At 60.9% G+C, this 22,927-nt stretch carries 21 protein-coding genes, 1 tRNA gene and 1 riboswitch; of the genes, 10 read left to right on the forward strand and 12 right to left on the reverse strand.

The genetic code is table 11. The features are described from left to right. Positions 1–98 precede the first annotated feature (98 nt). The 5 genes from pstC to phoB are packed head-to-tail and all read left to right on the forward strand — an operon-like array spanning position 99 to position 5,192. Positions 99–1,583, forward strand: a complete 1,485-nt coding sequence (gene pstC, locus AC1D3C_RS19305) for a phosphate ABC transporter permease subunit PstC (RefSeq protein ID WP_247034372.1) — start codon at positions 99–101, stop codon at positions 1,581–1,583. Beyond that, positions 1,580–2,899, forward strand: a complete 1,320-nt coding sequence (gene pstA, locus AC1D3C_RS19310; protein WP_477483997.1) for a phosphate ABC transporter permease PstA — start codon at positions 1,580–1,582, stop codon at positions 2,897–2,899. Before pstC ends, pstA begins: the two co-directional genes overlap by 4 nt. A 13-nt stretch (positions 2,900–2,912) precedes the next feature. Next, the gene (gene pstB, locus AC1D3C_RS19315) at positions 2,913–3,728 is read left to right on the forward strand and encodes a phosphate ABC transporter ATP-binding protein PstB (RefSeq protein WP_038539427.1); all 816 of its coding nucleotides are present in this window, start codon (positions 2,913–2,915) and stop codon (positions 3,726–3,728) included. A gap of 45 nt (positions 3,729–3,773) precedes the next feature. Beyond that, positions 3,774–4,487, forward strand: a complete 714-nt coding sequence (gene phoU / locus AC1D3C_RS19320) for a phosphate signaling complex protein PhoU (RefSeq protein ID WP_038539431.1) — start codon at positions 3,774–3,776, stop codon at positions 4,485–4,487. 21 nt (positions 4,488–4,508) lie between these two features. Continuing rightward, positions 4,509–5,192: a phosphate regulon transcriptional regulator PhoB gene (gene phoB / locus AC1D3C_RS19325; RefSeq protein WP_038539434.1), complete on the forward strand. Its 684-nt coding sequence runs from the start codon at positions 4,509–4,511 to the stop codon at positions 5,190–5,192. A gap of 9 nt (positions 5,193–5,201) precedes the next feature. Here phoB and AC1D3C_RS19330 read toward each other — a convergent pair whose 3' ends face one another. Together AC1D3C_RS19330 and AC1D3C_RS19335 are read right to left on the reverse strand one after the other, a co-directional pair. Further along, entirely contained in the window at positions 5,202–5,639 is a 438-nt protein-coding gene (locus AC1D3C_RS19330; protein WP_477483998.1) for a PACE efflux transporter, read from the reverse strand. A 190-nt stretch (positions 5,640–5,829) separates the two neighbouring features. After that, entirely contained in the window at positions 5,830–6,366 is a 537-nt protein-coding gene (locus tag AC1D3C_RS19335) for a GcrA family cell cycle regulator (RefSeq protein ID WP_247034057.1), read from the reverse strand. A gap of 408 nt (positions 6,367–6,774) precedes the next feature. Here AC1D3C_RS19335 and AC1D3C_RS19340 point away from each other — a divergent pair, with 408 nt between their 5' ends. The 3 genes from AC1D3C_RS19340 (at position 6,775) to AC1D3C_RS19350 (ending at position 10,146) form a co-directional block, all read left to right on the forward strand. Continuing rightward, positions 6,775–7,971, forward strand: a complete 1,197-nt coding sequence (locus tag AC1D3C_RS19340) for an acetylornithine transaminase (protein WP_477483999.1) — start codon at positions 6,775–6,777, stop codon at positions 7,969–7,971. A 54-nt stretch (positions 7,972–8,025) separates the two neighbouring features. Next, positions 8,026–8,943 (forward strand): ornithine carbamoyltransferase, encoded by a 918-nt coding sequence (gene argF, locus AC1D3C_RS19345; RefSeq protein ID WP_038539447.1) that lies wholly within the window; start codon positions 8,026–8,028, stop codon positions 8,941–8,943. Between the two features lie 213 nt (positions 8,944–9,156). Next, positions 9,157–10,146 carry an Hsp33 family molecular chaperone gene (locus AC1D3C_RS19350; protein ID WP_477484000.1) on the forward strand — a complete coding sequence of 330 codons (990 nt, stop codon included), beginning with the start codon at positions 9,157–9,159 and terminating at the stop codon, positions 10,144–10,146. Between the two features lie 38 nt (positions 10,147–10,184). Here AC1D3C_RS19350 and AC1D3C_RS19355 read toward each other — a convergent pair whose 3' ends face one another. The 3 genes from AC1D3C_RS19355 to AC1D3C_RS19365 form a co-directional block, all read right to left on the reverse strand. Beyond that, on the reverse strand, positions 10,185–11,771 hold the full coding sequence (locus AC1D3C_RS19355) for a tannase/feruloyl esterase family alpha/beta hydrolase (protein WP_477484001.1): 1,587 nt from the start codon (positions 11,769–11,771) through the stop codon (positions 10,185–10,187). Positions 11,772–11,883: 112 nt separating this feature from the next. Next, entirely contained in the window at positions 11,884–12,276 is a 393-nt protein-coding gene (gene apaG, locus AC1D3C_RS19360; RefSeq protein WP_038539456.1) for a Co2+/Mg2+ efflux protein ApaG, read from the reverse strand. Positions 12,277–12,436: 160 nt separating this feature from the next. Beyond that, positions 12,437–13,621, reverse strand: a complete 1,185-nt coding sequence (locus AC1D3C_RS19365; RefSeq protein ID WP_151040721.1) for an O-succinylhomoserine sulfhydrylase — start codon at positions 13,619–13,621, stop codon at positions 12,437–12,439. 44 nt (positions 13,622–13,665) lie between these two features. After that, a riboswitch (SAM riboswitch) is annotated at positions 13,666–13,744 on the reverse strand. Between the two features lie 73 nt (positions 13,745–13,817). On the opposite strand from AC1D3C_RS19365, the gene AC1D3C_RS19370 reads away from it, so the two are divergent. Together AC1D3C_RS19370 and AC1D3C_RS19375 are read left to right on the forward strand one after the other, a co-directional pair. Further along, positions 13,818–14,912, forward strand: a complete 1,095-nt coding sequence (locus AC1D3C_RS19370) for a 2'-deoxycytidine 5'-triphosphate deaminase (protein WP_038539461.1) — start codon at positions 13,818–13,820, stop codon at positions 14,910–14,912. 53 nt (positions 14,913–14,965) lie between these two features. After that, positions 14,966–15,039, forward strand: a tRNA-Gly gene (locus AC1D3C_RS19375). Between the two features lie 271 nt (positions 15,040–15,310). Here the strand turns inward: AC1D3C_RS19375 and AC1D3C_RS19380 are convergent. The 7 genes from AC1D3C_RS19380 to glpD form a co-directional block, all read right to left on the reverse strand. Then, entirely contained in the window at positions 15,311–17,041 is a 1,731-nt protein-coding gene (locus AC1D3C_RS19380) for an ABC transporter substrate-binding protein (RefSeq protein ID WP_477484002.1), read from the reverse strand. Positions 17,042–17,115: 74 nt separating this feature from the next. Further along, on the reverse strand, positions 17,116–17,397 hold the full coding sequence (locus AC1D3C_RS19385; protein ID WP_038539616.1) for a DUF2160 domain-containing protein: 282 nt from the start codon (positions 17,395–17,397) through the stop codon (positions 17,116–17,118). A gap of 16 nt (positions 17,398–17,413) precedes the next feature. Continuing rightward, complete coding sequence (locus tag AC1D3C_RS19390; protein WP_038539619.1) at positions 17,414–18,241, reverse strand: carbohydrate ABC transporter permease; 828 nt, start codon at positions 18,239–18,241, stop codon at positions 17,414–17,416. A gap of 16 nt (positions 18,242–18,257) precedes the next feature. Next, positions 18,258–19,124, reverse strand: a complete 867-nt coding sequence (locus tag AC1D3C_RS19395) for a carbohydrate ABC transporter permease (protein WP_247034065.1) — start codon at positions 19,122–19,124, stop codon at positions 18,258–18,260. A gap of 3 nt (positions 19,125–19,127) precedes the next feature. Then, positions 19,128–20,198, reverse strand: coding sequence for an ABC transporter ATP-binding protein (locus tag AC1D3C_RS19400; protein WP_477484003.1), 1,071 nt, complete (start codon positions 20,196–20,198; stop codon positions 19,128–19,130). Positions 20,199–20,209: 11 nt separating this feature from the next. Then, positions 20,210–21,280 carry an ABC transporter ATP-binding protein gene (locus tag AC1D3C_RS19405; protein WP_038539628.1) on the reverse strand — a complete coding sequence of 357 codons (1,071 nt, stop codon included), beginning with the start codon at positions 21,278–21,280 and terminating at the stop codon, positions 20,210–20,212. 40 nt (positions 21,281–21,320) lie between these two features. Next, the gene (gene glpD, locus AC1D3C_RS19410) at positions 21,321–22,835 is read right to left on the reverse strand and encodes a glycerol-3-phosphate dehydrogenase (RefSeq protein ID WP_038539631.1); all 1,515 of its coding nucleotides are present in this window, start codon (positions 22,833–22,835) and stop codon (positions 21,321–21,323) included. Positions 22,836–22,927: the final 92 nt, after the last annotated feature.

Here is a 22,927-nt window from a genome sequence, read left to right on the forward strand (position 1 = left end):
GGTGTTGCGCAGGGCGCGATGGCGAATGCGATCGGTTCCGATGAACGGAGCTGGGCGGTGATGGGTTGCCGCCGAAGGCGGTACGCCGGGGGATTATGATGAACACATCACTAATATTATTGATTTTGGCAATAATCGGCATAGCCGGTTACGTCACCGGTGCCCGGTATTCAATGGCACTGGTCGGAGGGATTTCCTCCAAACTTCATTCACGGCCCGGATATTACGGTTCTTTTGTCGCTGTCTGGGCGATCCTGCCGGCCGTCGTCATTCTCTTTGTCTGGCTGGTCGCCAGCCCGATCTATATCAGCTCCTCGGTCCGCGGTGCGTTTCCCGAGGAGGTGAAAACCCAATCGCAGGCCGAGCAGGGCCTGAGCTACGGCATGATCACTTCGATCGCCCGAGGCATGAATGCGCTGACCGGCGACGAGATTGCCCGCGTCGAGAATAATCCGGTCGAGCTGCGTGCTGCGCTTGGGGCCAAGGGCGTTCCGCTTGCGGGCGATCCCCAGCCCTTCATGGTCAAGGCCGCCGCTGTCCTGAACAGGATGACCTTCGTCAGCCGCATCCTCATGACGATCGTCGTGCTGGCGGTTTCCATCGGCGGGGCGTTCTTCGCCTATCGTCAGATTGCGCCGCGCTTCCGCGCCCGCAACCGAGTGGAAAAGGTGGTTCTCGGCAGCCTCGTCGTCGCCTCCTCGATCGCCATTCTGACCACGATCGGCATCGTCGCCTCGATGCTGACCGAAGCGGCCCACTTCTTCACCGCTATTCCCGCCTGGGAATTCTTCTTCGGCACGGTATGGGATCCGCGTTTTGCGGCTGCGGGTTCGGGTGGTTCCGAAGGTCAGTTCGGCCTTATTCCGCTGCTGCTCGGTACGCTCTATATCGGTTTCGTTGCGATGCTCTTTGCGGTTCCGATCGGCCTCTTTTCGGCAATCTACATGTCGGAATACGCCTCGCCGAAGGTCCGCTCGGTTGCGAAGCCTTTGCTCGAAGTGCTCGCCGGCATTCCGACCATCGTCTACGGCTTCTTCGCCTTGACGACCGTCGGCCCGTTCCTGCGCGATATCTCCTCGCAGCTGAACGGCCTCGTCACCGGTGACTATGCCAACTTCATCCAGGCACAGAGCGTTCTGACCGCCGGTTTCGTCATGGGCATCATGCTGATCCCCTACGTCTCCTCGCTGTCCGACGATATCATCACGGCAGTGCCGCGTGCCCTGCGTGACGGCTCGCTCGGCCTCGGCGCCACCCGTTCGGAAACCATCAAGAAGGTCGTCCTGCCGGCCGCTCTGCCGGGCATCGTCGGTGCGCTCCTGATGACCGCATCGCGCGCCGTCGGCGAGACCATGATCGTCGTGCTTGCGGCCGGTGTTGCCGCCCGCCTGCAGATCAACCCTTTCGAGCCGATGACGACCGTGACCGTCAAGATCGTCAACCAGCTGACGGGTGACCTCGAGTTCACCTCGCCGCAGACCCTGGTTGCCTTCGCGCTGGGCATCACGCTTTTCGCCATCACGCTTTGCCTCAACATCTACGCGCTTTATATCGTGCGCAAATACCGGGAGCAGTACGAATGACCGATGTGGTTTCTCCCGCCGCCGGCATCTCCAAGGCCAAGTCCGTCCGTCGCGATATCGGCATCAAGCGCCGTTATGCCGCCGAGCGTCGCTTCCGTGCCTATGGCATCGCCGCGCTTTCCTTCGGCATCATCTTCCTGATGCTTCTCCTGTGGTCGGTGGTGGCCAAGGGATACACCGCCTTCCAGCAGACCATGATCACGATGCCGGTCGAGTTCTCGCAGCAGATCATCGACCCGCAGAACGAACGTGCCACCAATCCGCAGAAGCTGATGACGGCCAACTATCCGGTCGTCGCCCGCAACGCTCTCGCCAAGCTGCTCAACGTCAGCGTCGACGACCGTGTCGCCGCCCGCGCGGTCGGCCAGATGCTGTCCGATGGTGTCCGCGTTCAGCTGCGTGACCTGGTCATCGCCAATCCGGCGATCATCGGCACGACTCAGACGGTAAGACTGCTCGCTTCCGGCGATATCGACTCGGCCTACAAGGGCCAGATCGACCTCGACGTCAGCCAGGAAAACCGCAAGATCAACGACCAGCAGCTCGGCTGGATGAAGCAGCTCTCCGACAGCGGAGCCCTTGCCAAGCACTTCAACGGTGGCATTTTCGTCAACGGCGCATCGAGCCGTCCGGAAGCAGCCGGTGTCGGCGTCGCACTCATCGGCTCGTTCTACATGATGCTGATCGTGCTTGTCCTGGCGCTGCCGATCGGCGTCGCCGCTTCGATCTATCTCGAGGAATTTGCCCCGAAGAACAAGTTCACCGATCTGATCGAGGTGAACATCAACAATCTCGCGGCCGTTCCCTCGATCGTCTACGGTCTGCTCGGTCTGGCGGTGTTCGTCAACTTCATGGGCCTGCCGCGCTCGGCCTCCTTCGTTGGTGGTCTGGTGCTCACCCTCATGACGCTGCCGACGATCATCATCGCGACGCGCGCCGCCTTGAAGGCCGTGCCGCCATCGATCCGTGCCGCCGCCCTCGGGCTCGGCGCCTCGAAGATGCAGACGATCTTCCACCATGTCCTGCCGCTTGCCATGCCGGGCATCCTGACCGGCACCATCATCGGCCTGGCTCATGCCCTTGGCGAAACCGCACCGCTACTCCTGATCGGCATGGTGGCATTCGTTGCCAACTATCCGACCACGCCGCTCGACCCGTCGACGGCGCTGCCGGTCCAGATCTACATGTGGGCGAACGAAGCTGAGCGCGCGTTCGTCGAGCGTACCTCGGGAGCAATCATCATCCTGCTCCTGTTTCTCATCCTAATGAATGTTGGCGCAATTCTCTTGCGGCGTCGCTTCGAGCGGCGCTGGTAGAAGGAGTATGACAGTGAATATGATGTCAGAATCGGCAGTAGAAAAGGCGCTGGACCAGAAGATGAGCGATGCTTCCCACAAGATGATCGGTAAGGACGTTTCGGTTTATTACGGCGAAAAGCGTGCGCTTTTCGACGTGAACCTCAACGTCCGCGAAAACACTGTGACGGCTCTCATCGGTCCTTCCGGTTGCGGCAAGTCCACCTTCCTGCGCTGCCTCAACCGCATGAACGACACGATCGAGAATTGCCGCGTCACCGGCAAGATCACCCTCGACACGGACGATATCTACGACAATAACATCGACGTCGTGGAACTTCGCGCCCGCGTCGGCATGGTTTTCCAGAAGCCGAATCCGTTCCCGAAGACCATCTACGAGAACATTTCCTACGGTCCGCGCATCCACGGTCTTTCCAAGAACAAGGCCGACATGGATCAGATCGTCGAGGCGAGCCTGCAGCGCGCCGGCCTCTGGACCGAAGTCAAGGATCGCCTGCATGAATCCGGCACCGGCCTCTCCGGCGGTCAGCAGCAGCGTCTGTGCATCGCCCGCGCGATCGCCGTATCGCCGGAAGTCATCCTCATGGACGAACCCTGCTCGGCTCTCGATCCGATCGCGACCGCCAAGGTCGAAGAACTCATCCATGAACTGCGTGCCAACTACACGATCGTCATCGTGACGCACTCGATGCAGCAGGCTGCCCGCGTCTCGCAGCGCACCGCCATGTTCCATCTCGGCCAGCTCGTCGAGGAGAACGACACCGACAAGATGTTCACCAATCCCGACGACCAGCGCACCCAGGATTACATCATGGGCCGTTTCGGCTGATCCAGCCGACTGTGCCGCCTGAAAATCAATTTTGAGGACTAGAAGATGGCATCGACCCATATCCTGTCGGCTTATGACGACGAACTGAAATACCTGAGCCGCCGTATCTCCGAAATGGGCGGCCTCGCCGAGCAGATGTGCTCGGACGCCGTGCGCGCGCTGGTCAATTCCGACGCCGCACTCGCGCAGAAGGTCATCTCCGACGACGTGATCCTCGATCACGCCGAGCGCGAGATCGGCGACAAGGCGATTATCACGATCGCCCGCCGCCAGCCGGTTGCGGCCGACCTTCGCGAGATCGTCGGTTCGCTGCGCATCGCCTCCGATCTGGAGCGCGTCGGCGACCTTGGCAAGAACACCGCCAAGCGCGTCATCGCGGTTCAGGGCACCGGCGTGCCACGCAAGCTCGCCCGCGGCCTGGAGCATCTCTCCGATCTCGCCCTCGTGCAGCTCAAGGACGTCCTCGACGTCTATTCGACGCGTTCGGCGGAAAAGGCCGAGGCGATCCGCAGCCGCGACGAGGAAATCGACGCGATGTACACCTCGCTGTTCCGCGAGCTCCTCACCTACATGATGGAGGATCCGCGCAATATCACCACCTGCACGCATCTGCTGTTCTGCGCCAAGAACATCGAGCGTATCGGCGACCACGCCACCAACATAGCCGAGACCATCTACTACATGACGACGGGCGCCCAGCCGGAAGGCGATCGTCCGAAGGACGACTCGTCGAATACGCTCGGCGCGATCACCGAATAGAACTGACGGAGCAGGCCAAAAATGCTGCCGAAAATCGCTGTCGTAGAAGACGAAGAAGCGCTGAGCGTGCTTCTTCGCTACAATCTGGAAGCCGAGGGTTATGAGGTCGATACCGTTTTGCGGGGCGACGAAGCCGAAATTCGGCTTCAGGAGCGGGTACCCGACCTTCTGATCCTGGACTGGATGCTGCCCGGCGTTTCAGGCATCGAACTCTGCCGCCGGCTGCGCATGCGCCCGGAAACCGAGCGCCTGCCGATCATCATGCTGACGGCCCGCGGCGAGGAGAGCGAACGTGTTCGCGGCCTCGCCACCGGCGCCGACGACTATGTGGTGAAGCCTTTCTCGACGCCGGAGCTGATGGCCCGCGTCAAGGCGATGCTTCGCCGCGCCCGTCCCGAAGTGCTCTCCAGCGTGCTCCGTTGCGGCGATATCGAACTCGACCGGGAAACTCATCGCGTTCACCGCAAGAGCCGCGAAGTGCGCCTTGGCCCGACCGAGTTCCGCCTGCTGGAATTCCTGATGGCGTCGCCTGGCCGCGTTTTCTCGCGGTCGCAGCTTCTGGACGGCGTTTGGGGTCACGACATCTATGTCGACGAGCGCACCGTCGACGTGCATGTCGGCCGTCTCAGGAAGGCGCTCAACTTCTCCAATATGCAGGATGTCATCCGCACCGTCCGCGGCGCGGGTTATTCAATGGAATCCTGAGAGGCGGCTTTAAGCCGCCTCGGTCTGCCGCTGCCATTCCGGCAGCGGAAAGATCCGGTCGTAGGCCCAGTTGAACACGAAGGCATAGACCACGTAGAAGACCGCGAACGACACGTCCATCGTCAGCGCATGGACGAGGCTGATGCCGAGATACCAGGCGATCAGCGGCAGAAGCGCGATCAGCAGTCCAAGTTCGAACAGCACCGCATGCGCCACGCGTATGGTGGTGTTTTTCTGCGTGCCGCCGGTAAAGCGCTGCATCAGGTGGTCGAAGCCGAGATTGTAGAGATAGTTCCAGCCGGTGGCGATCGTCGCGCTGCCGATGCCGACCACGCCGATATCGGCGGCCGGCATGCCGAAGGCGAAGGAGCCGAGTGGTGTGATGAGAGCGAGCCCGATCAGTTCGAAGCTGATGGCATGGCGGATACGGTCGCGTGTCGAGCGCATGATGACCTCGTGGGGTGCTTTCCGGGCCGTCCCGGAGTTTCTGCCCGAATGGGGGGAGGTCGTCCTCGCTGACCTTCAGATAGGCGCAATGCCGATCGGGAGCAAGGCTTGGCCGGCATATCTGCCATGCACAACAAAAAAAGCGGGCCTTGAGCCCGCCTTCGATTTCGCCCTCGTGTCGCGCCGCCGCTCAGACCCGAGCGGCAACCTTGCGGCGCTCGTTGACCGGCTGGTAGGCGAGCTTTGCGTGGTAACCGCAATAGGGCGATGCATCCGGGGATTCACAGCCGCAGAAGTGGAAGTCTTCCTTGAGCGGGTCGCCGACCGGCCATTTGCAGGTGCGCTCGGTGAGTTCCGTCAATGCAAGGCGGCGGGAGATAGGCACCACCACGTTGGAGGCGGGACGATATTCCATCTCCTGGTAGGGTTCGATCTCGATCTCTTCCTTGACCATCGTCGCGCCGACGGCGCGGGTAACGGTCCGGGTCGTGACCCGCGACGCATAGTTCGGAGCCCGTGGCGCCGATGTCGTGCGCTTGGCAGCCGATGCGCGGCCGGTCGCAACCGTACCGCCGGCTTTCGCCCGGCCCGGCAGGCTGAGACGATGCACCTTGCCGATCACGGCATTTCGGCTTACGCCACCAAGTTGTGCTGCGATCTGGCTGGCACTCAGGCCCTCCGACCACAATCTTTTGAGCTTCTCGACACGCTCGTCTGTCCAGTTCATGCCCGTTCTCCGCCTTTGAACGTTGCTGGCATGCAGAATCCTTCCACCTTTGCTGCGAAAATCATTTCGCAGCACCCACTATATCTATGCTTGAGGTGACTAGTTCCGCCGCATGCAGTCTAGTAATTGATCATTAACCTAGTGTGAGGCTGACTCCGTGGCAAGAGTCGGAGGAATCTGCGGGATTCGATTTCGTGGTTTTCCCCAACTTGCTGTGATGGAGAGTCATTTTTGTCACAGAAGCCAGCACCTGTCGGTTTCCGGTCGAAACACGCGTAAAACGCCGAGCTTTGTTGACATTGACGGCCTAAACCCCGATAGTGTCCCCGCCGCCCAGTGGGCGGCATTTTTGGTTTTTCTGGCCGGTTTTGTCGGCCTTTTTTGACTGCCTAGAGGAGTGATGTCGCCATGGCTGAAGCCGCGCTTTTCGACACGTTTGCCCGGGCTCCGCTGCGTTTTGAACGCGGCGAGGGCGTATGGCTTGTGACGGAAAGTGGAGAGCGATATCTCGACTTCGGCGCGGGCATCGCCGTCAACTCGCTCGGTTACGGCCATCCGCACCTCGTCGGCGCGCTGAAGGCACAGGCCGACAAGGTCTGGCACACATCAAACCTCTTCGAGCAGCCCGGCCAGGAGACGCTGTCGCGCCGCCTCGCCGACAACTCTTTCGCGGATAAGGTGTTCTTCACCAATTCCGGTGCGGAGGCGCTCGAATGCGCCATCAAGACCGCGCGCCGCTACCAGTTCGTGAAGGGCCATCCGGAACGCTTCCACATCGTCACCTTCGAAGGTGCCTTCCACGGCCGGACGCTGGCGACCATCGCTGCCGGCGGCCAGGCGAAATATCTCGAAGGTTTCGGCCCCAAGGTCGAAGGCTTCGATCAGGTACCGTTCGGCGATATGGACGCTCTGAAGGCTGCGATCACCGATGCGACCGCCGCGATCCTCATCGAGCCGATCCAGGGAGAGGGCGGCATCCGGCCGGTTCCAAAGGAATTCCTGGCTGCGCTGCGGCAGATCTGCGACGACAACGGCCTGCTGTTGATCTTCGACGAGGTCCAGACCGGCGTCGGCCGCACCGGCAAACTGTTCGCCTATGAATGGACGGGCGTTTTGCCCGACATCATGGCGCTCGCCAAGGGCATCGGCGGCGGGTTCCCGCTCGGGGCCTGCCTTGCCACGGCGGAAGCCGCCTCCGGTATGACAGCCGGCACCCACGGCACCACCTACGGCGGCAACCCGCTGGCCATGGCGGTCGGCAATGCCGTGCTCGACGTAATCCTGGGTGATGGCTTCCTGGAAAATGTCCGCGACGTCACGTTGGTCTTGCGGCAGGGGCTCGCCAGCCTCAAGGATCGCTTCCCCAACGTCATCGAGGATATCCGCGGCGAAGGTCTGCTGCTCGGCGTGAAGGCAAAGGTGCCGGCGGGCGACTTGGTTGCCGCCATGCGCGGCGAACATATGCTGGCCGTTCCGGCCGGTGACAACGTGGTGCGTCTCCTGCCACCGCTCACAGTCACGGCGGAGGAAGCCCGCGAGGGTCTCTCCCGCATCGAGAAAGCGGCGGAAAAGCTCTCCGCCTCGGAAATGAAGAAATCGGCCTGAGCGGGCAAAAAGGGGGATGCCGTTGTAGGTTTCCCACGTCACAGGGAACATCACATGGCATCTCCCAAGCATTTCCTCGACCTTTCCGCCGTTTCCCCGGCTGATCTGCGTAGCATTCTCGACGACGCGAAGACCCGCAAGCAGGCCACCAAGGCTGGCACGGCGGAAAAGCCGCTGGCGGGCAAGATGCTAGCGATGATCTTTGAAAAACCTTCCACCCGCACCCGCGTATCCTTCGATGTCGGCATGCGCCAACTCGGTGGCGAGACGCTGTTCCTGTCGGGCACCGAAATGCAGCTCGGCCGCGCCGAGACGATCGGCGACACCGCCAAGGTTCTGTCGCGTTACGTCGACGCCATCATGATCCGCACCACGGATCACGCCCGTATGCTGGAGCTTGCCGAACACGCGACCGTACCGGTCATCAATGCCCTGACCGACGACACGCATCCCTGCCAGATCATGGCCGACATCATGACTTTCGAAGAGCATCGCGGACCGATCGCCGGCAAGACGGTTGCCTGGACCGGCGACGGCAACAACGTGCTGCATTCCTTCGTGGAAGGTGCTGCCCGTTTCGGCTATCGGATGAACATGGCTGTGCCGATGGGTTCGGAACCCGCCGACAAGTTCCTCAACTGGGCGCGCAACAACGGTGGCAACATCATGCTTTGCCATGATGCCGAAAAGGCGGTTGCCGGCGCCGATTGCGTCGTCACCGACACCTGGGTTTCGATGAACCAGGAGCACAAGGCGCGCGGCCACAACGTCTTCCAGCCCTTCCAGGTCAATGCCGACCTGATGAAGCGGGCCGACAAGGAGGCGCTGTTCATGCACTGCCTGCCGGCTCATCGCGGCGAGGAAGTCACCGACGAGGTCATCGATGGCCCGCAGTCGGTGGTCTTTGACGAGGCTGAAAACCGTCTCCACGCGCAGAAATCCATTCTCGCCTGGTGCTTCGGCGCGGTCTGAACGCAATGTCCCGGACGGTGCGGATGTGAAGAGCGGCGGCGATCGAACCTTGATTTCCGCCCCGCAATCCCCCATCTGTCGGCTTTCAACAATACGCCGTCTTCTGGACTGGCGTTTCAACACACATCGTCGACGTCTTTTCCTCCGGCCAGCGGTTCCGCTCGGGCTGGCGCTTGTGTAAAGGTTTTTGGGTCGGCGCGAAGGAGCGAAGTCATGGCGGAAGCGACTGTGGAACTCAACGAACTCGACTTTGCCGGAGATGACCGGGTCGTTCCATTTCAGGTGGACGGTCTCGACGTGCGTGGCCGGGCGGTCCAGCTCGGGCCGCTGCTCAACTCCATCCTTAGCCGCCATGATTATCCAGGCCCGGTCGCGCGGCTGCTTGCCGAGGCGATCGTCCTGACTGCTCTGCTCGGCACATCGCTGAAATTCGATGGCAAGTTCACGGTGCAGACCAAGGGCGACGGTCCCGTCGACCTGTTGGTCGCGGATTTCTCGACGCCCGACAGTCTTCGCGCCTACGCTCGATATGACGAGGAAGCTCTGGCCGCCGCCGTCACGGAAGGCAAGACTTCGCCGGCCGACCTCCTGGGGCACGGCGTACTTGCCTTCACCATCGACCAGGGCCGCGGCATGCAGCCCTATCAGGGCATCGTGCCGATGGACGGCTCATCGCTGGAGGAGATCGCCGGCGTCTATTTCCGCCAGTCGGAGCAAATCCCGACCAGGGTGCGCCTCGGCGTTGCCGAGCTCTTCGATCGCGATGCCGATGGTAAGCCGCGTCACAACTGGCGGGCAGGTGGTCTGGTCGCGCAGTTCCTGCCGCAGGCACCCGAGCGCATGCGGCAGCCGGACCTGCATGGCGGCGACGGCGATGAGCGCGATTTCGAATTCACCGAGGACGATTCCTGGGCCGAAGCCCGCACCCTGGTGGAAACGATCGACGCCGACGAGCTGACCGACCCGCGGGTTGCGATCGAGCGTCTGTTGTTCCGCCTTTTCCACGAGCGCGGCGTCCGGGTTTACGCGCCGCACCCGGTGTTCGACCGCTGCAGCTGTTCGCGTGACAAGATCAAGGGCGTCCTCTCGGGTTTTTCCGCCGAGGAGATTGAGGCAAGCGAGGAAGACGGCGAGATCGCCGTCACCTGCGAGTTCTGCTCGACCACCTATCGCTACAAGGCGGATGAATTCGCTGCAGCCTGAAGTCACACGGCGGGAGGTTCCTCCCGTCGTTTTCGTTTTCAGGGCATCTTGCATTCGAAGTTCGCGCCGTCTTTCAGATCGCCGCTGCCGGAATATTTGGCCGATTGCGGGTAGGGGCAGAGCGGTCGCGTCATCGCCTGTTTGCCGTCCTTGATCTGGCTTGCCTGGATCACCGTCGGCGCCTTGTCGTTTTCCACCCAATCCATCAGCGGCGTGAAGGCGTCGAAGACATCGGTGCCGTAGCCCGCGGTGCAATGGAACATGCCGGGCACCATGAACAGCCGGTAGAATTCCCCTGTCCGGTCGGCACCCATCTGCTTGCGGACGGCTTCGTAATAGTTCACGCCCATCATCGGGTTGAGCGCCGGATCCGACCAGCCGAAATAGGTGATGATCCGTCCGCCGCGTTTTTGGAACTCGCTGAGGTCGGGATTGGTCGCGTCGACGATCTCTCGGATCGCGCCGATCTTCGGATATTCGGCATCGAAGTCGAAGGTCTTCCAGTCGATCGCTTTTCCGGAGGCGGGCAGCATCGCCATGTTCTTGACGAAGGTCTCGCCATAGGCCAGCTGCCGGCTTGGTCCCTGTTCGGACACCATCCACATGTCCCAGCCGCTCACCCCGCTCGGATCGACACCCTCGGTGCCGAACTGCACGCCGGGGAAAATCGTCTCTCCCTTGATCTTCACACCGCCCGCCAGCGTCTTCAGCGTGTCCACCTGCGCAGGCGTGAAGCAGTCCGAACCGCCGGCCTCGCAGATCTTCAGGTCCTTGGCCGGATCGAAATTGCATTGGCGCGGATCGGCGATCAGCCCATCCTTGGCACCGTCGATCGCGTCGCATTTGTCCATAACCGCCTTGGCGAGCACCGGAAGCTGGGCCCGGCTGATCGGAGCCTTGAGGAGCGCTCGCGCATTCCAGACGCCCCAGATCTGCGTATTGGTGAGATCGAGGACCGGCGCTCCGGCAAGAATGCCATCGAAATCGCCCGGATAGCGTTGTGCCGCCATCAGCCCCTGGCGTCCGCCGGTCGAGCAGCCGTCCCAATAGGAGAAGGAGGGATGCCGGTCGTAATAGCGTGCGGCGATCGTCTTGGCCGTGTCGACCGTCACATGCACTGCGCGCGATCCGTAGTCGATCAAGAGGCCGAGGTCCTGTGCAAAATCCCCGAGCTTATAGGTGACCGCATCATGGCCGGTATTCTGCTGGACGGTGAGAAAGCCTTTCGTAAGTGCGGCATTGCGGGTGGTGATCCGCGACGCTGCGGCAAGGTCTTCGCCGGCATATCCGCCATTGCCGAACATGTAGAGCCGGCGGTTCCAGTTGTCCGGAAGGGTGATTTCGAAACGGACCTGCGGCCGGATATAGCCCGTCACCTGGCAATGGCCTGGCACGTTGCCGACACCCGCGACATGCGTGGCTTTCAGCGTCGCGACCTCGGCAAAGGATTGGCTGTTCAACATACCGCAGGCGATCTGCGGCGAGACCGTGGCGGAAGCGAAATCCGGCCGGTCCTTCTGGTCGATGAAACTGCTTTTGTTTTGTGCGAGCGCCGGCGTAAAGGCCGTAAGCGTCGTGAACGCGCAGGACGCCAGCAGAATGACCGGCAAAGCGGAACGTGCCATCAAGTACTCCTCCCAAAGACCGTTTGACGGTGCCAAGATGCCGCAGGAGGAAAGGGGTAACAAATAGAAAAACCGCCGCCACCCATAACCTGCAGGTTGTCGGCAGCGCCGTCTAGTTGAGGACGCGCATCAGGCCTGGTGAATCCAGCGAGAAAGCCGGGATCGTCACCTCGAAGGTTTCGCCGTCGTCGGTCTGCATGTCGTAGTGGCCGAACATCAGGCCGGACGGGGTGTCGAGCGGACATCCTGAAGAATACTCGTAGCTGTCGCCGGGCTTCAGCCGCGGCTGCTCACCGATGACACCAGGCCCGTCCACTTCGTCGACGATGCCGTTCTGGTCGGTAATGTTCCAGTAGCGATGCACGAGCTGCACGGTGAGCGTCGAATGATTTTCGATGACGATACGATAGCCCCAGACATAACGGCTCTCTTCCGGATTGGATTGCTCCTCCAGATAATAGGGCTCGACGGCGACATCGATATCTCTTGTCCGGGCGCGATACATGCGACACCTCAACAAATCCAACTTGGTTCGATATTGTACAGAGGCGCCGCAACGTCAAGAATTCTCGCGGTTTGAACAACCGAGTATGGGCATTAGTTGAAGTTAAGGATAACCGGGATGGTGAATTTCTGGTCGATCCACCACCCCGCAAAGCCAATGCTTACATGCCGGCCTTTGAAAGCGCCCGAGCGAAATCCTCGATCAGGTCGTCGGTATCCTCGATGCCGGCCGACAGACGCACGGTGCCGGGTGAGATGCCGAGTTCGGCACGGGCCTCGTCCGTCAGGTTCTTGTGCGTCGTGGTCGCCGGATGGGTGATCAGGCTCTTGGAATCGCCGAGATTGTTGGAAATCCTGACGATCTCCAGCGCGTTCTGCAGCTTGAAGGCCGCGTCCTTGCCGCCCTTCAGCTCGAAGCAGACGAGCGTCGAGCCGGCCTTCATCTGCCGGGCGATGATATCGGCCTGCGGATGGTCCTTGCGGCCAGGATAGATGACCTTTGCGACCTGCTTCTGCTCGGCGAGGAAGTCGGCGATCTTCGAGGCGCTCTCGGTCTGCTGCTTGACGCGCAGCGGCAGGGTTTCGATGCCCTTCAGCAGCGTCCAGGCATTGAACGGCGACATGGCCGGGCCCGTATGGCGGAAATAGTCGTGCAGGTTCTCGTCGATCCAGGCCTTGTCGGAGAGCACGACGCCGCCGAGGCAGCGGCCCTGGCCGTCGATATGCTTGGTGGCCGAATAGACGACGATATGCGCGCCGAGTTCCAACGGCTTCTGGTAGAGCGGGGTCGCAAACACGTTGTCGACGACGACCTTGGCGCCGATCTGGTTGGCGAGCTTGGCGACACCGGCAATGTCGACCACTTCGAGCGTTGGGTTGGTCGGGCTTTCCAGGAAGAACACCTTGGTCTTCGGAGTGATCGCCTTTTCCCAGTTCTCGAGGAAGCGGCCGTCCACCAGCGTGCATTCGATGCCATATTTCGGAGCGAGCGTCTCGACCACCCAGCGGCAGGAGCCGAACAGGGCGCGGGCCGCGACGATATGGTCGCCGGCCTTCAGCTGGCAGAGGATCGCGGCGGTAACGGCAGCCATGCCGGATGCTGTGGCGCGCGCATCTTCGGCGCCTTCCAGCATGCACATGCGCTTTTCGAACATGTCGTTGGTTGGGCTGCCATAGCGGGCGTAGATGAAGCCGTCGGTCTCGCCCTTGAAGCGGGCTTCCGCCGCTTCCGAGGTGTCATAGACGAAACCCTGGGTCAGGAAGATCGCTTCCGACGTTTCGCCATATTGCGAGCGCAGCGTGCCGCCGTGTACGAGCTGAGTTGCCGGGCGCCAATTCTTAGTCATGCGTGTTCCCCATTCAGAACAAAAAAACCGGTCGCATAAGCAGACCGGTTTCGCACCCGGTCTTTTTAGCCACTTATTTAACGTGGCTGCAAGCCGACCGGCCAAATCACCACGGGATAAGAGTGGCATAGCGCCGCGTCCCGCTTGCGTCAATGGCTCGCATTTGGTTTTGTCGCCTCGAAAACTTGAGAGAGACATGATGGCTCGCGAAACAGGAATTTTGGCAGACCGCGCGATCGCGGCGCTTTTCGACAGTGGACGGCTGATTTCCGAACGTGAACTGGACCGGGACCAGGTCCAGCCGGCAAGCCTGGACCTGCGCTTGAGTGCCAAGGCTTTTCGCGTCCGCGCCAGCTTCATGCCAGGCCCGACGAGCCTGGTCTCCGATAAGCTCGATCGGCTGAAGCTGCACGTTATCGATCTTTCCGAAGGCGCCGTGCTGGAAACCGGCTGCGTCTACATCGTGCCGCTGATGGAACGGCTCGATCTGCCGGCCAATATGTCTGCCTCCGCCAATCCGAAAAGCTCCACCGGCCGGCTCGACATCTTCACCCGCGTCATCACCGATTACGCGCAGGAGTTCGACAAGATCCCGACCGGTTATTCCGGGCCACTCTATCTCGAAATCTCGCCGCGTACCTTCCCGATCGTGGTGCGCCGCGGCTCGCGCCTGTCGCAGATCCGCTTCCGGGTCGGCAATGCGCTGCTGAGCGAGCCGGACCTCCTGCAACTCCACAATGACGAGACCCTGGTCGCATCCGCCAAGCCGAATGTCTCGGGCGGCGGCATCGCCCTGTCGATCGATCTGTCCGGCGATAGCGTTGGCCTGATCGGTTATCGCGGCAAACACCACACGGCCGTCGTCGACGTCGACAAGAAGGCGCAGCACGACATCTTCGATTTCTGGGAACCGCTTTACAGCCGCGGCCGCAACGAACTGATCCTCGATCCGGACGAATTCTATATCCTCGTCTCGCGCGAAGCGGTGCACGTGCCGCCGCTCTATGCCGCCGAGATGACGCCCTTCGATCCGCTGGTCGGCGAGTTCCGCGTCCATTATGCCGGTTTCTTCGATCCGGGCTTCGGCCACGAGGCGGCAGGGGGACGGGGCAGCCGGGCGGTGCTCGAAGTGCGTAGCCACGAAGTGCCCTTCATCCTCGAAGACGGCCAGATCGTCGGCCGCCTTGTCTATGAACACATGATGGACAAGCCGGAAGGCATGTACGGCACGGGCCTCGGCTCCAACTATCAGGCCCAGGGCCTGAAACTGTCCAAGCATTTTCGCGCCTGACCCCACCTCCGGCTTGACAGGCGAGGCCGTCTGTTGGAAGTCTGAAACCTGACGCGGGTGTAGCTCAATGGTAGAGCAGCAGCTTCCCAAGCTGAATACGAGGGTTCGATTCCCTTCACCCGCTCCAGCTTCCCCTTTGTCTTAACCGTAGGCGTCCAGCGATTTTCCCGTGGCTTGGTGGTGGTGCCGGAAGCACGCATCACCAGCCTCCATGTCGCGGAGGCACGGTCGATGGCCGAGGCATGGAGGCGATTTTCGAGAAGGCGTGTCTGGCGCGGAGGCGAGCGGGGCCTATCGGATTGTGTACCGGAGCTTTACGCGAGCACCGGAGCTTTCACGCGAGCCAGGCATTTTGCAGTCGGTGGTCGCCGGGCGCCTTGAGCGCCCGGCTAACCGGCTTACTTCTTGGTGTCAGCCCAGCTCTTTACGAGTTCGTCGTAGTTGACGGTAACGGGCTTTTCCTTCTCGGCTGCGATCTTGAGCTGCGGAGCGAGGTTGCCTTTCGCGGCGGCATCCTTGTTCCAGTATGCGAGATCGTGTTCCTCGGCGAGCTTCGGGCCGATGTCGCCCTGGACCTTGGCGCGCTCCAGGCGCTGCAGGACCTTTTCCTGCTCGGAGCAAAGCGAGTCCATGGCCGCCTGGGCGGTCTTGGCACCCGAGGACGCATCACCGATTGCCTGCCACCAGAGCTGCGCGAGCTTCGGATAGTCAGGCACGTTCGTGCCGGTCGGCGACCACTGGACGCGGGCCGGGGAACGGTAGAACTCGATCAGACCACCGAGTTTAGGCGCGCGATCCGTGAAGCTCTTGTGGCGGATGGTGCTCTCGCGGATCAATGTCAGGCCGACATGGCTCTTCTTGACGTCCACCGTCTTCGAGGTGACGAACTGGGCATAGAGCCAGGCCGCCTTGGCGCGGTTGGTGGGCGTGGACTTCATCAGCGTCCAGGAGCCGACGTCCTGATAGCCGAGCTTCATGCCGTCCTTCCAGTAGACCCCGTGCGGAGACGGAGCGAAACGCCATTTTGGCGTGCCGTCCTGGTTCATGACAGGCAGGCCTGCCTTGACCATGTCGGCGGTGAAGGCCGTGTACATGAACATCTGCTGGGCAATCTCGCCCTGAGCCGGCACCGGTCCGGATTCCGAGAACGTCATGCCCTGGGCGGCGGCCGGTGCATAGGCCTTCAGCCAGTCGAGGTATTTCTGGATGGAGTAGACGGCCGCCGGGCCGTTCGTATCGCCGCCGCGGGCGACGCAGGAGCCGACCGGACGGGATTTCTCGTCGACCTTGATACCCCATTCGTCGACGGGCAGGCCGTTCGGCAGGCCTTTGTCGCCGTTGCCCGCCATGGAAAGCCACGCATCGGTGAAGCGCCATCCGAGCGAGGGGTCCTTCTTGCCGTAGTCCATGTGACCATAGACCTTCTTGCCGCCGACCTCGCGGCCGGTGAAGAAGGCGGCGATGTCCTCATAGGCGGACCAGTTCACCGGAACACCGAGATCGTAGCCGTATTTCGCCTTGAAATCGGCCTTGTTCTTTTCGTCGTTGAACCAGTCGTAGCGGAACCAGTAGAGGTTCGCGAACTGCTGGTCCGGCAGCTGGTAGAGTTTCTTGTCCGGCGCCGTGGTGAACTTGAGGCCGATGAAGTCCTCAAGATCGAGGCCGGGATTGGTGACGTCCTTGCCTTCTCCCGCCATCCAGTCGGTGAGCGAGCGGGCCTGCTGATAACGCCAATGCGTGCCGATCAGGTCGGAGTCGTTGACATAGGCGTCGTAGATGTTCTCGCCCGACTGCATCTGCGTCTGCAGCTTTTCGACGACGTCGCCTTCGCCGATCAGGTCGTGGCTGACCTTGATGCCGGTGATTGCGGCAAAGGCTTGCGCCAGAACCTTCGATTCATACTCGTGCGTCGTCAGGGTTTCGGAAACGACCTTGATGTCCATGCCGGCAAAAGGTTTCGCCGCATCGATGAACCACTGCATTTCCTTTTCTTGTTCGGCACGGGAAAGCGTCGAGAGTTCGCCGACTTCTTTGTCCAGGAATTGCTTTGCCTCATCCATGCCGGCATGGGCGGAACCGGTCAGAGCCAGCAGCATTGCCGCTGTCGTTGTCATAAGATGCCGTCGCATTTTATCCTCCCAGAGTTTTGCGATTGCAATTTCCGTATCGGGCGGCGGTTTTCCCGCCACCTTTTCAGCTTGCCTTAAACGAAGCGGAAGACGCCGATGGCGTAGACCACTGCAAGGGCAAGAGCCCACCACAGGTTGGGGCCAATCAGCCCCAGCCATGCAAGATGAATGAATGCCGCGCCGAGCAGCGAGATGAAGAGCCGATCTCCCCGCGTCGTCTCGAAACGCAGGATGCCGATCCTGGGCGAACCGCCCGGCGCAAAATATTCCCAGACGCTCATGCCGACGAGCAGGGCGAGGATCGTCAGAAAGAACAGCGCCGTGGGAAGCGTCCAGGCCATCCATGAAAAGTTCATGCGTGGTTCCTCCTTGTCAGACCCGCCCGAGGGCAAAGCCCTTGGCGATGTAGTTGCGGACGAAATAGATGACGAGCGCGCCAGGAACGATCGTCAGCACGCCGGCCGCTGCCAGCACGCCCCAGTCCATGCCGGAGGCAGAAACGGTGCGCGTCATGATGGCGGAAATGGGCTTGGCGGCAGTCGTCGTCAGCGTCCGGGCGAGCAGCAGTTCCACCCAGGAAAACATGAAGCAGAAGAAGGCGGCGACCCCGATGCCCGAGGCGATCAGCGGCATGAAGATCTTCACGAAGAACCGCGGGAACGAATAGCCGTCGATATAGGCGGTCTCGTCGATTTCCTTCGGTACGCCCGACATGAAACCTTCCAGGATCCAGACGGCAAGCGGCACGTTGAACAGGCAATGGGCGAGGGCGACCGCGATATGCGTGTCGATGAGACCGAAGGCGGAATAGAGCTGGAAGAAGGGTAGGGCGAAGACGGCGGGCGGCGCCATGCGGTTGGTGAGCAGCCAGAAGAACAGATGTTTGTCGCCGAGGAACCGATAGCGCGAAAACGCATAGGCAGCCGGCAAAGCCGCCAGCACCGAAATCAAGGTGTTCAGCACCACATAGATGATGGAATTGATATAGCCGTTGTACCAGGAAGGATCGGTGAAGATCACCATGTAGTTCCTGAGCGTCGGGTTCTGCGGCCAGAGCGAGAATGCACCGGTGATCTCGGCATTCTCCTTGAAGCTCATGTTGACGAGCCAGTAGATCGGCAGGAGCAGGAAGATGATGTAGATCGTCGAGACCAGCCAGGAGAAATTGCCTGCAGGCTTGTATTTGATTGTCCTTGCCATGGTTTTCCTCCCTCCTTCAGGTGTCTGCGTCGCTGCTGGTCATCACGGTGTAGAAGATCCATGACAGCAGCAGGATGATGAGGAAGTAGACGATCGACATGGCGGCGGCCGGCCCGAGGTCGAACTGCCCGACCGCCGTCTTGACGAGATCGATCGACAGGAAGGTCGTCGAGTTTCCCGGGCCGCCACCGGTCACCACGAAAGGCTCGGTATAGATCATGAAACTATCCATGAAACGCAACAGGACGGCGATCAGCAGCACCCGCTTCATCTTCGGCAGCTGGATGTAGCGGAACACCGACCACCTGGATGCACCATCGATCTTGGCCGCCTGATAATAGGCATCCGGAATGGAGACGAGGCCGGCGTAGCACAAGAGCACGACGAGGCTCGTCCAGTGCCAGACGTCCATGACGATGACCGTGATCCAGGCATCGAGAGGATCGCGCACGTAATTGTAGTCCACGCCGAGCGCCGCCAGCGTGTGGCCGAGGAGCCCGATATCGACGCGGCCGAAAACCTGCCAGATCGTGCCGACGACGTTCCACGGAATGAGAAGCGGAAGAGCCATCAGCACCAGGCAGACCGGAACGCCGATACCCTTCTTCGGCATGTTCAGGGCAATGAAGATGCCGAGCGGAATTTCGAGCGCAAGGATGATGAAGGAGAAAAGCAGATTGCGCTGCAGAGCTTCCCAGAAACGGGCAGAATGCAGGATTTGGTCGAACCAGTCGGTGCCGGCCCAGAAGAACGCGTTGTTGCCGAACGTATCCTGGACCGAATAATTCACCACGGTCATCAGCGGAATGGCCGCCGAAAAGGCGACGAGCAGGAGCACGGGAAGCACCAGAAACCATGCCTTGTTGTTCCACGTCTTTTCCATGGTTCAGGCCTCCCTGCCAACGCGCCATGAATTGGCATAGATATTCAGCGCTGCGGGATCGAAGGTGACGCGAGCCTCAGCCGATATCTCTGCATCCTCGGAAACGACAATCGCCATCGGTTGCCCCGCAAGGCTCGCGCGGACGATCCTGCGCCGGCCGATATCTTCGATGCGCGTTATCGTGACAGGCATTCCCTCCCGGCCGATGCGAATGAATTCCGGTCGAATGCCGAGCTCGACCCGGTCTCCCGCAGTAATCTTCGGTGCATGGTCGAGGGCAATTGTCTCGCCACCGAGCGTGATCGTGCTGCCATGGACCTCGGCGGACATCACGTTCATGCCGGGGGAGCCGATGAAATAACCGACGAACGTATGGCTCGGTCTCTCGAAGAGTTCGGCCGGCGTTCCGATCTGAACGATCTGTCCGTCGTACATCACGACAACTTTGTCCGCGAAGGTGAGCGCCTCCGTCTGGTCATGGGTGACATAGACCATGGTGAAGCCGAATTGCTTGTGGAAGCGCTTCAGCTGGGAGCGGAGAACCCATTTCATGTGCGGATCGATGACCGTCAGGGGTTCATCGAAAAGGATCGCGTTGACGTCGTTGCGGACGAGACCTCTCCCGAGCGAAATCTTCTGCTTCTGGTCCGCCGTGAGCCGCTGGGCCTTGCGTTTCGACCAGTCGGAGAGGTCGATGATGTCAAGCATCTCGCGGACGCGGCGATCGACATCCGGTTCGGCGATGCCCCGGTTGCGCAAGGGAAATGCCAGGTTGTCGTAAACGGTCATCGTGTCGTAGATCACCGGAAACTGGAAAACCTGGGCGATGTTGCGTTCCTGCGTGGAAAGATTGGTGACGTCGTTGCCATCGAACAGAATACGACCGTGGGACGGCTGCAGCAGGCCGGAAATGATGTTCAGCAGGGTGGTCTTGCCGCAGCCGGAGGGGCCGAGCAGGGCGTAGGCGCCACCATCGGCCCATTCGTGGTCGACTTCGCGCAGCGCGTAAGCCGCGTCGGATTTCGGATTGGGACCGTAGGCGTGGCGGATGTGATCGAGCGTGATGCGTGCCATGTTCCCCTCCTTCAAGCCGCCGCCGCGATGGCGCGGCCGTCTGTTCCGAAAGCCATCAGATGACGGGTATCCAGGAAGAGCTCGATTTCGGTGTCCGGGTCGATGTCGTGAATGCCGGGAGCGAGCATGACCCAGCGCACTCCGTTATAGTGCATATGTACGAAGCTTTCGGAGCCAGTGATTTCCGAGATTTGCGTTTGAGCCTTGAGCCTCGCTGCGTTGCTTGTCTGCGCCGTGAGCCCCAGGTGATGGGGATGAAAGGCGATCGTCACCGGACCGTCCGGCACACTGGAGAGATGCGACGGCACGGCAAGGCTGTCTGTTCCCTGATACTGGAATGAGCCGCCAGACTTGATCACATCGATGAAATTGAGTGGGGGATCGGCAAATGTCTTGGCCGTCACGAGGTCTGCCGGGCGACGATAGACCTCGATCGTCGGCCCGAATTGCGTGATCCGTCCTTCCGAGAGCGTGGCCGTATTGCCGCCGAGCAGCAAGGCTTCGGACGGTTCGGTCGTTGCATAAACGAAGATGGCGCCGGATTGCGCGAAGATCTTCGGCAATTCCTCGCGCAGTTCTTCGCGAAGTTTGTAATCGAGATTGGCCAGCGGCTCGTCCATCAGCACCAGGCTGGCATTCTTGACGAGGGCGCGGGCAAGCGCCGTACGCTGTTGCTGCCCACCCGAAAGATTAAGCGGCGTCCGATCGAGATAAGGCGTCAATCTCAGCAATTCTGCCGCCTTGCGGACTTCCCGGTCGATCATCGTCGCGTCCTTGCCGGCGATCCGCATCGGCGAGGCGATGTTCTCGTAGACGGTCAGGGCCGGATAATTGATGAACTGCTGATAGACCATCGCGACATTGCGCTTTTGCACCGCAACCCCGGTGACGTCGGCGCCGTCGAAATACACGGAGCCGCTGGTGGGACGGTCGAGTCCAGCCATCAATCGCATGAGTGACGTCTTGCCCGAGAGCGTCGGGCCAAGCAATACGTTCAGCGAGCCGCGATCCAGTGCAAGATTGGCCGGATGGATATGATGTTCACCACCCACCATCTTGGCGACGTTGCGCATTTCCAGCATTCGAGTTCCCGTGCCTCCTCACACCGAGAACACATGCCGCTTATCCGGCCATTTTTGCCGGTATAGCGGCCATGTACTCCTCCAGATACTCTTTCTCAGTTTCGCTTAGCCGCAAACCGTCCTTGGTTCTCCTCCAGAGCACGTCCTGCGCACTCATGGCCCATTCACGGTCGATAAGATATTTGACCTCGGCCTCGTAGAGATCGCCGCCGAAGTGGTGACCAAGATCCTCCATCTTGGTCGCCCTGTCGAGGATCATCCCGGCGCGGGTTCCATACCGGCGCACCAGTCGCCGCGCATGCCGTTCCTCCAGAAATGGATAACGGGCCTTGAGTTTCGCTACTTCTTCCTCGTAACCCTGGACCGCAAAATCGCCGCCCGGCAGGTGGCTTTTCGCCGTCCAAGGCCGGCCTTTTGCTCCGATCGCTTCGGCGATCTTCTCGAGCGCATGTTCAGAAAGCCGGCGATAGGTGGTCAGCTTGCCGCCGAACACGTTGAGCAACGGCGCGCCCTGGGTGTCGTCGAGCTTCAGCACATAGTCGCGCGTTGCTTCCTGCGCCTTTGAGGCACCGTCGTCGAAAAGCGGGCGAACCGCCGAATAGGTCCAGACGATGTCCGCCGGCCGCACCGGCTCCCGAAAATACTCGCTCGCTGCATTGCAGAGATAGGTCGTCTCCTCTTCGGAGATTTTCACGTCTCTCGGATTGCCGGAATAGTCCCGGTCGGTCGTACCGATAAGGGTGAAGTCGTTTTCGTAAGGGATCGCGAAAATGATGCGATTGTCTCGGTTCTGAAAGAAATAGGCCCGGGATCCTTCGAACTTCTTTTTCACCACGATATGGCTGCCCTGGACAAGGCGGACATGGCGGGCGTCATTGTCGCCGAGCGCTTCGCGGATTACCTGATCCACCCAGGGACCTGCGGCATTCACCAGCATGCGGGCCTTGTAGGTCTCTGTCCTTCCCGTGCGGGCGCCGACGGTCTCGATCATCCAGAGGCCGCCTTCCCGACGGGCGGCAACCACGCGGGTGCGCGGCAGGATCAGAGCGCCGCGATCGGCCGCATCCCGAGCGTTCAGCACCACCATCCGGGCATCGTCGACCCAGCCGTCGGAATATTCGAATGCCTTGGTAAAAAGCGGCTTCAGAGGCTTTCCGGCCGGATCGGTACGCATGTCGAGCACGGCCGTCGGCGGCAGCAGCTTTCGACCGCCGAGATGATCGTAGAGAAACAGGCCGAGCCGGATCAGCCAAGCCGGGCGGATACCGCCCTTGTGGTATGGCAGGACGAAGCGCAGCGGCCAGATGATATGCGGTGCCATCGCCCAGAGGGTTTCGCGCTCCATCAGCGATTCCCGCACCAGCCTGAATTCGTAATGTTCGAGATAACGCAGGCCGCCATGGATGAGTTTGGTGGCACCAGAAGAGGTGCCCGAGGCAAAATCGTCCATCTCCGCAAGTGCCACGGAATAACCGCGCCCGGCCGCATCACGTGCAATGCCGCAGCCATTGATGCCGCCGCCGATCACGAAGATATCGTGGATTTCCTCGCCCATCATTCCCCTCGCTGAACCGAAATGGACAGCAATCCACAAACGTTGTGAACCTAAAGTGGATTAAATCGAAAACATTCCGAATGTCAAATGAA

This window comes from Neorhizobium sp. P1_A6 (assembly GCF_056406795.1).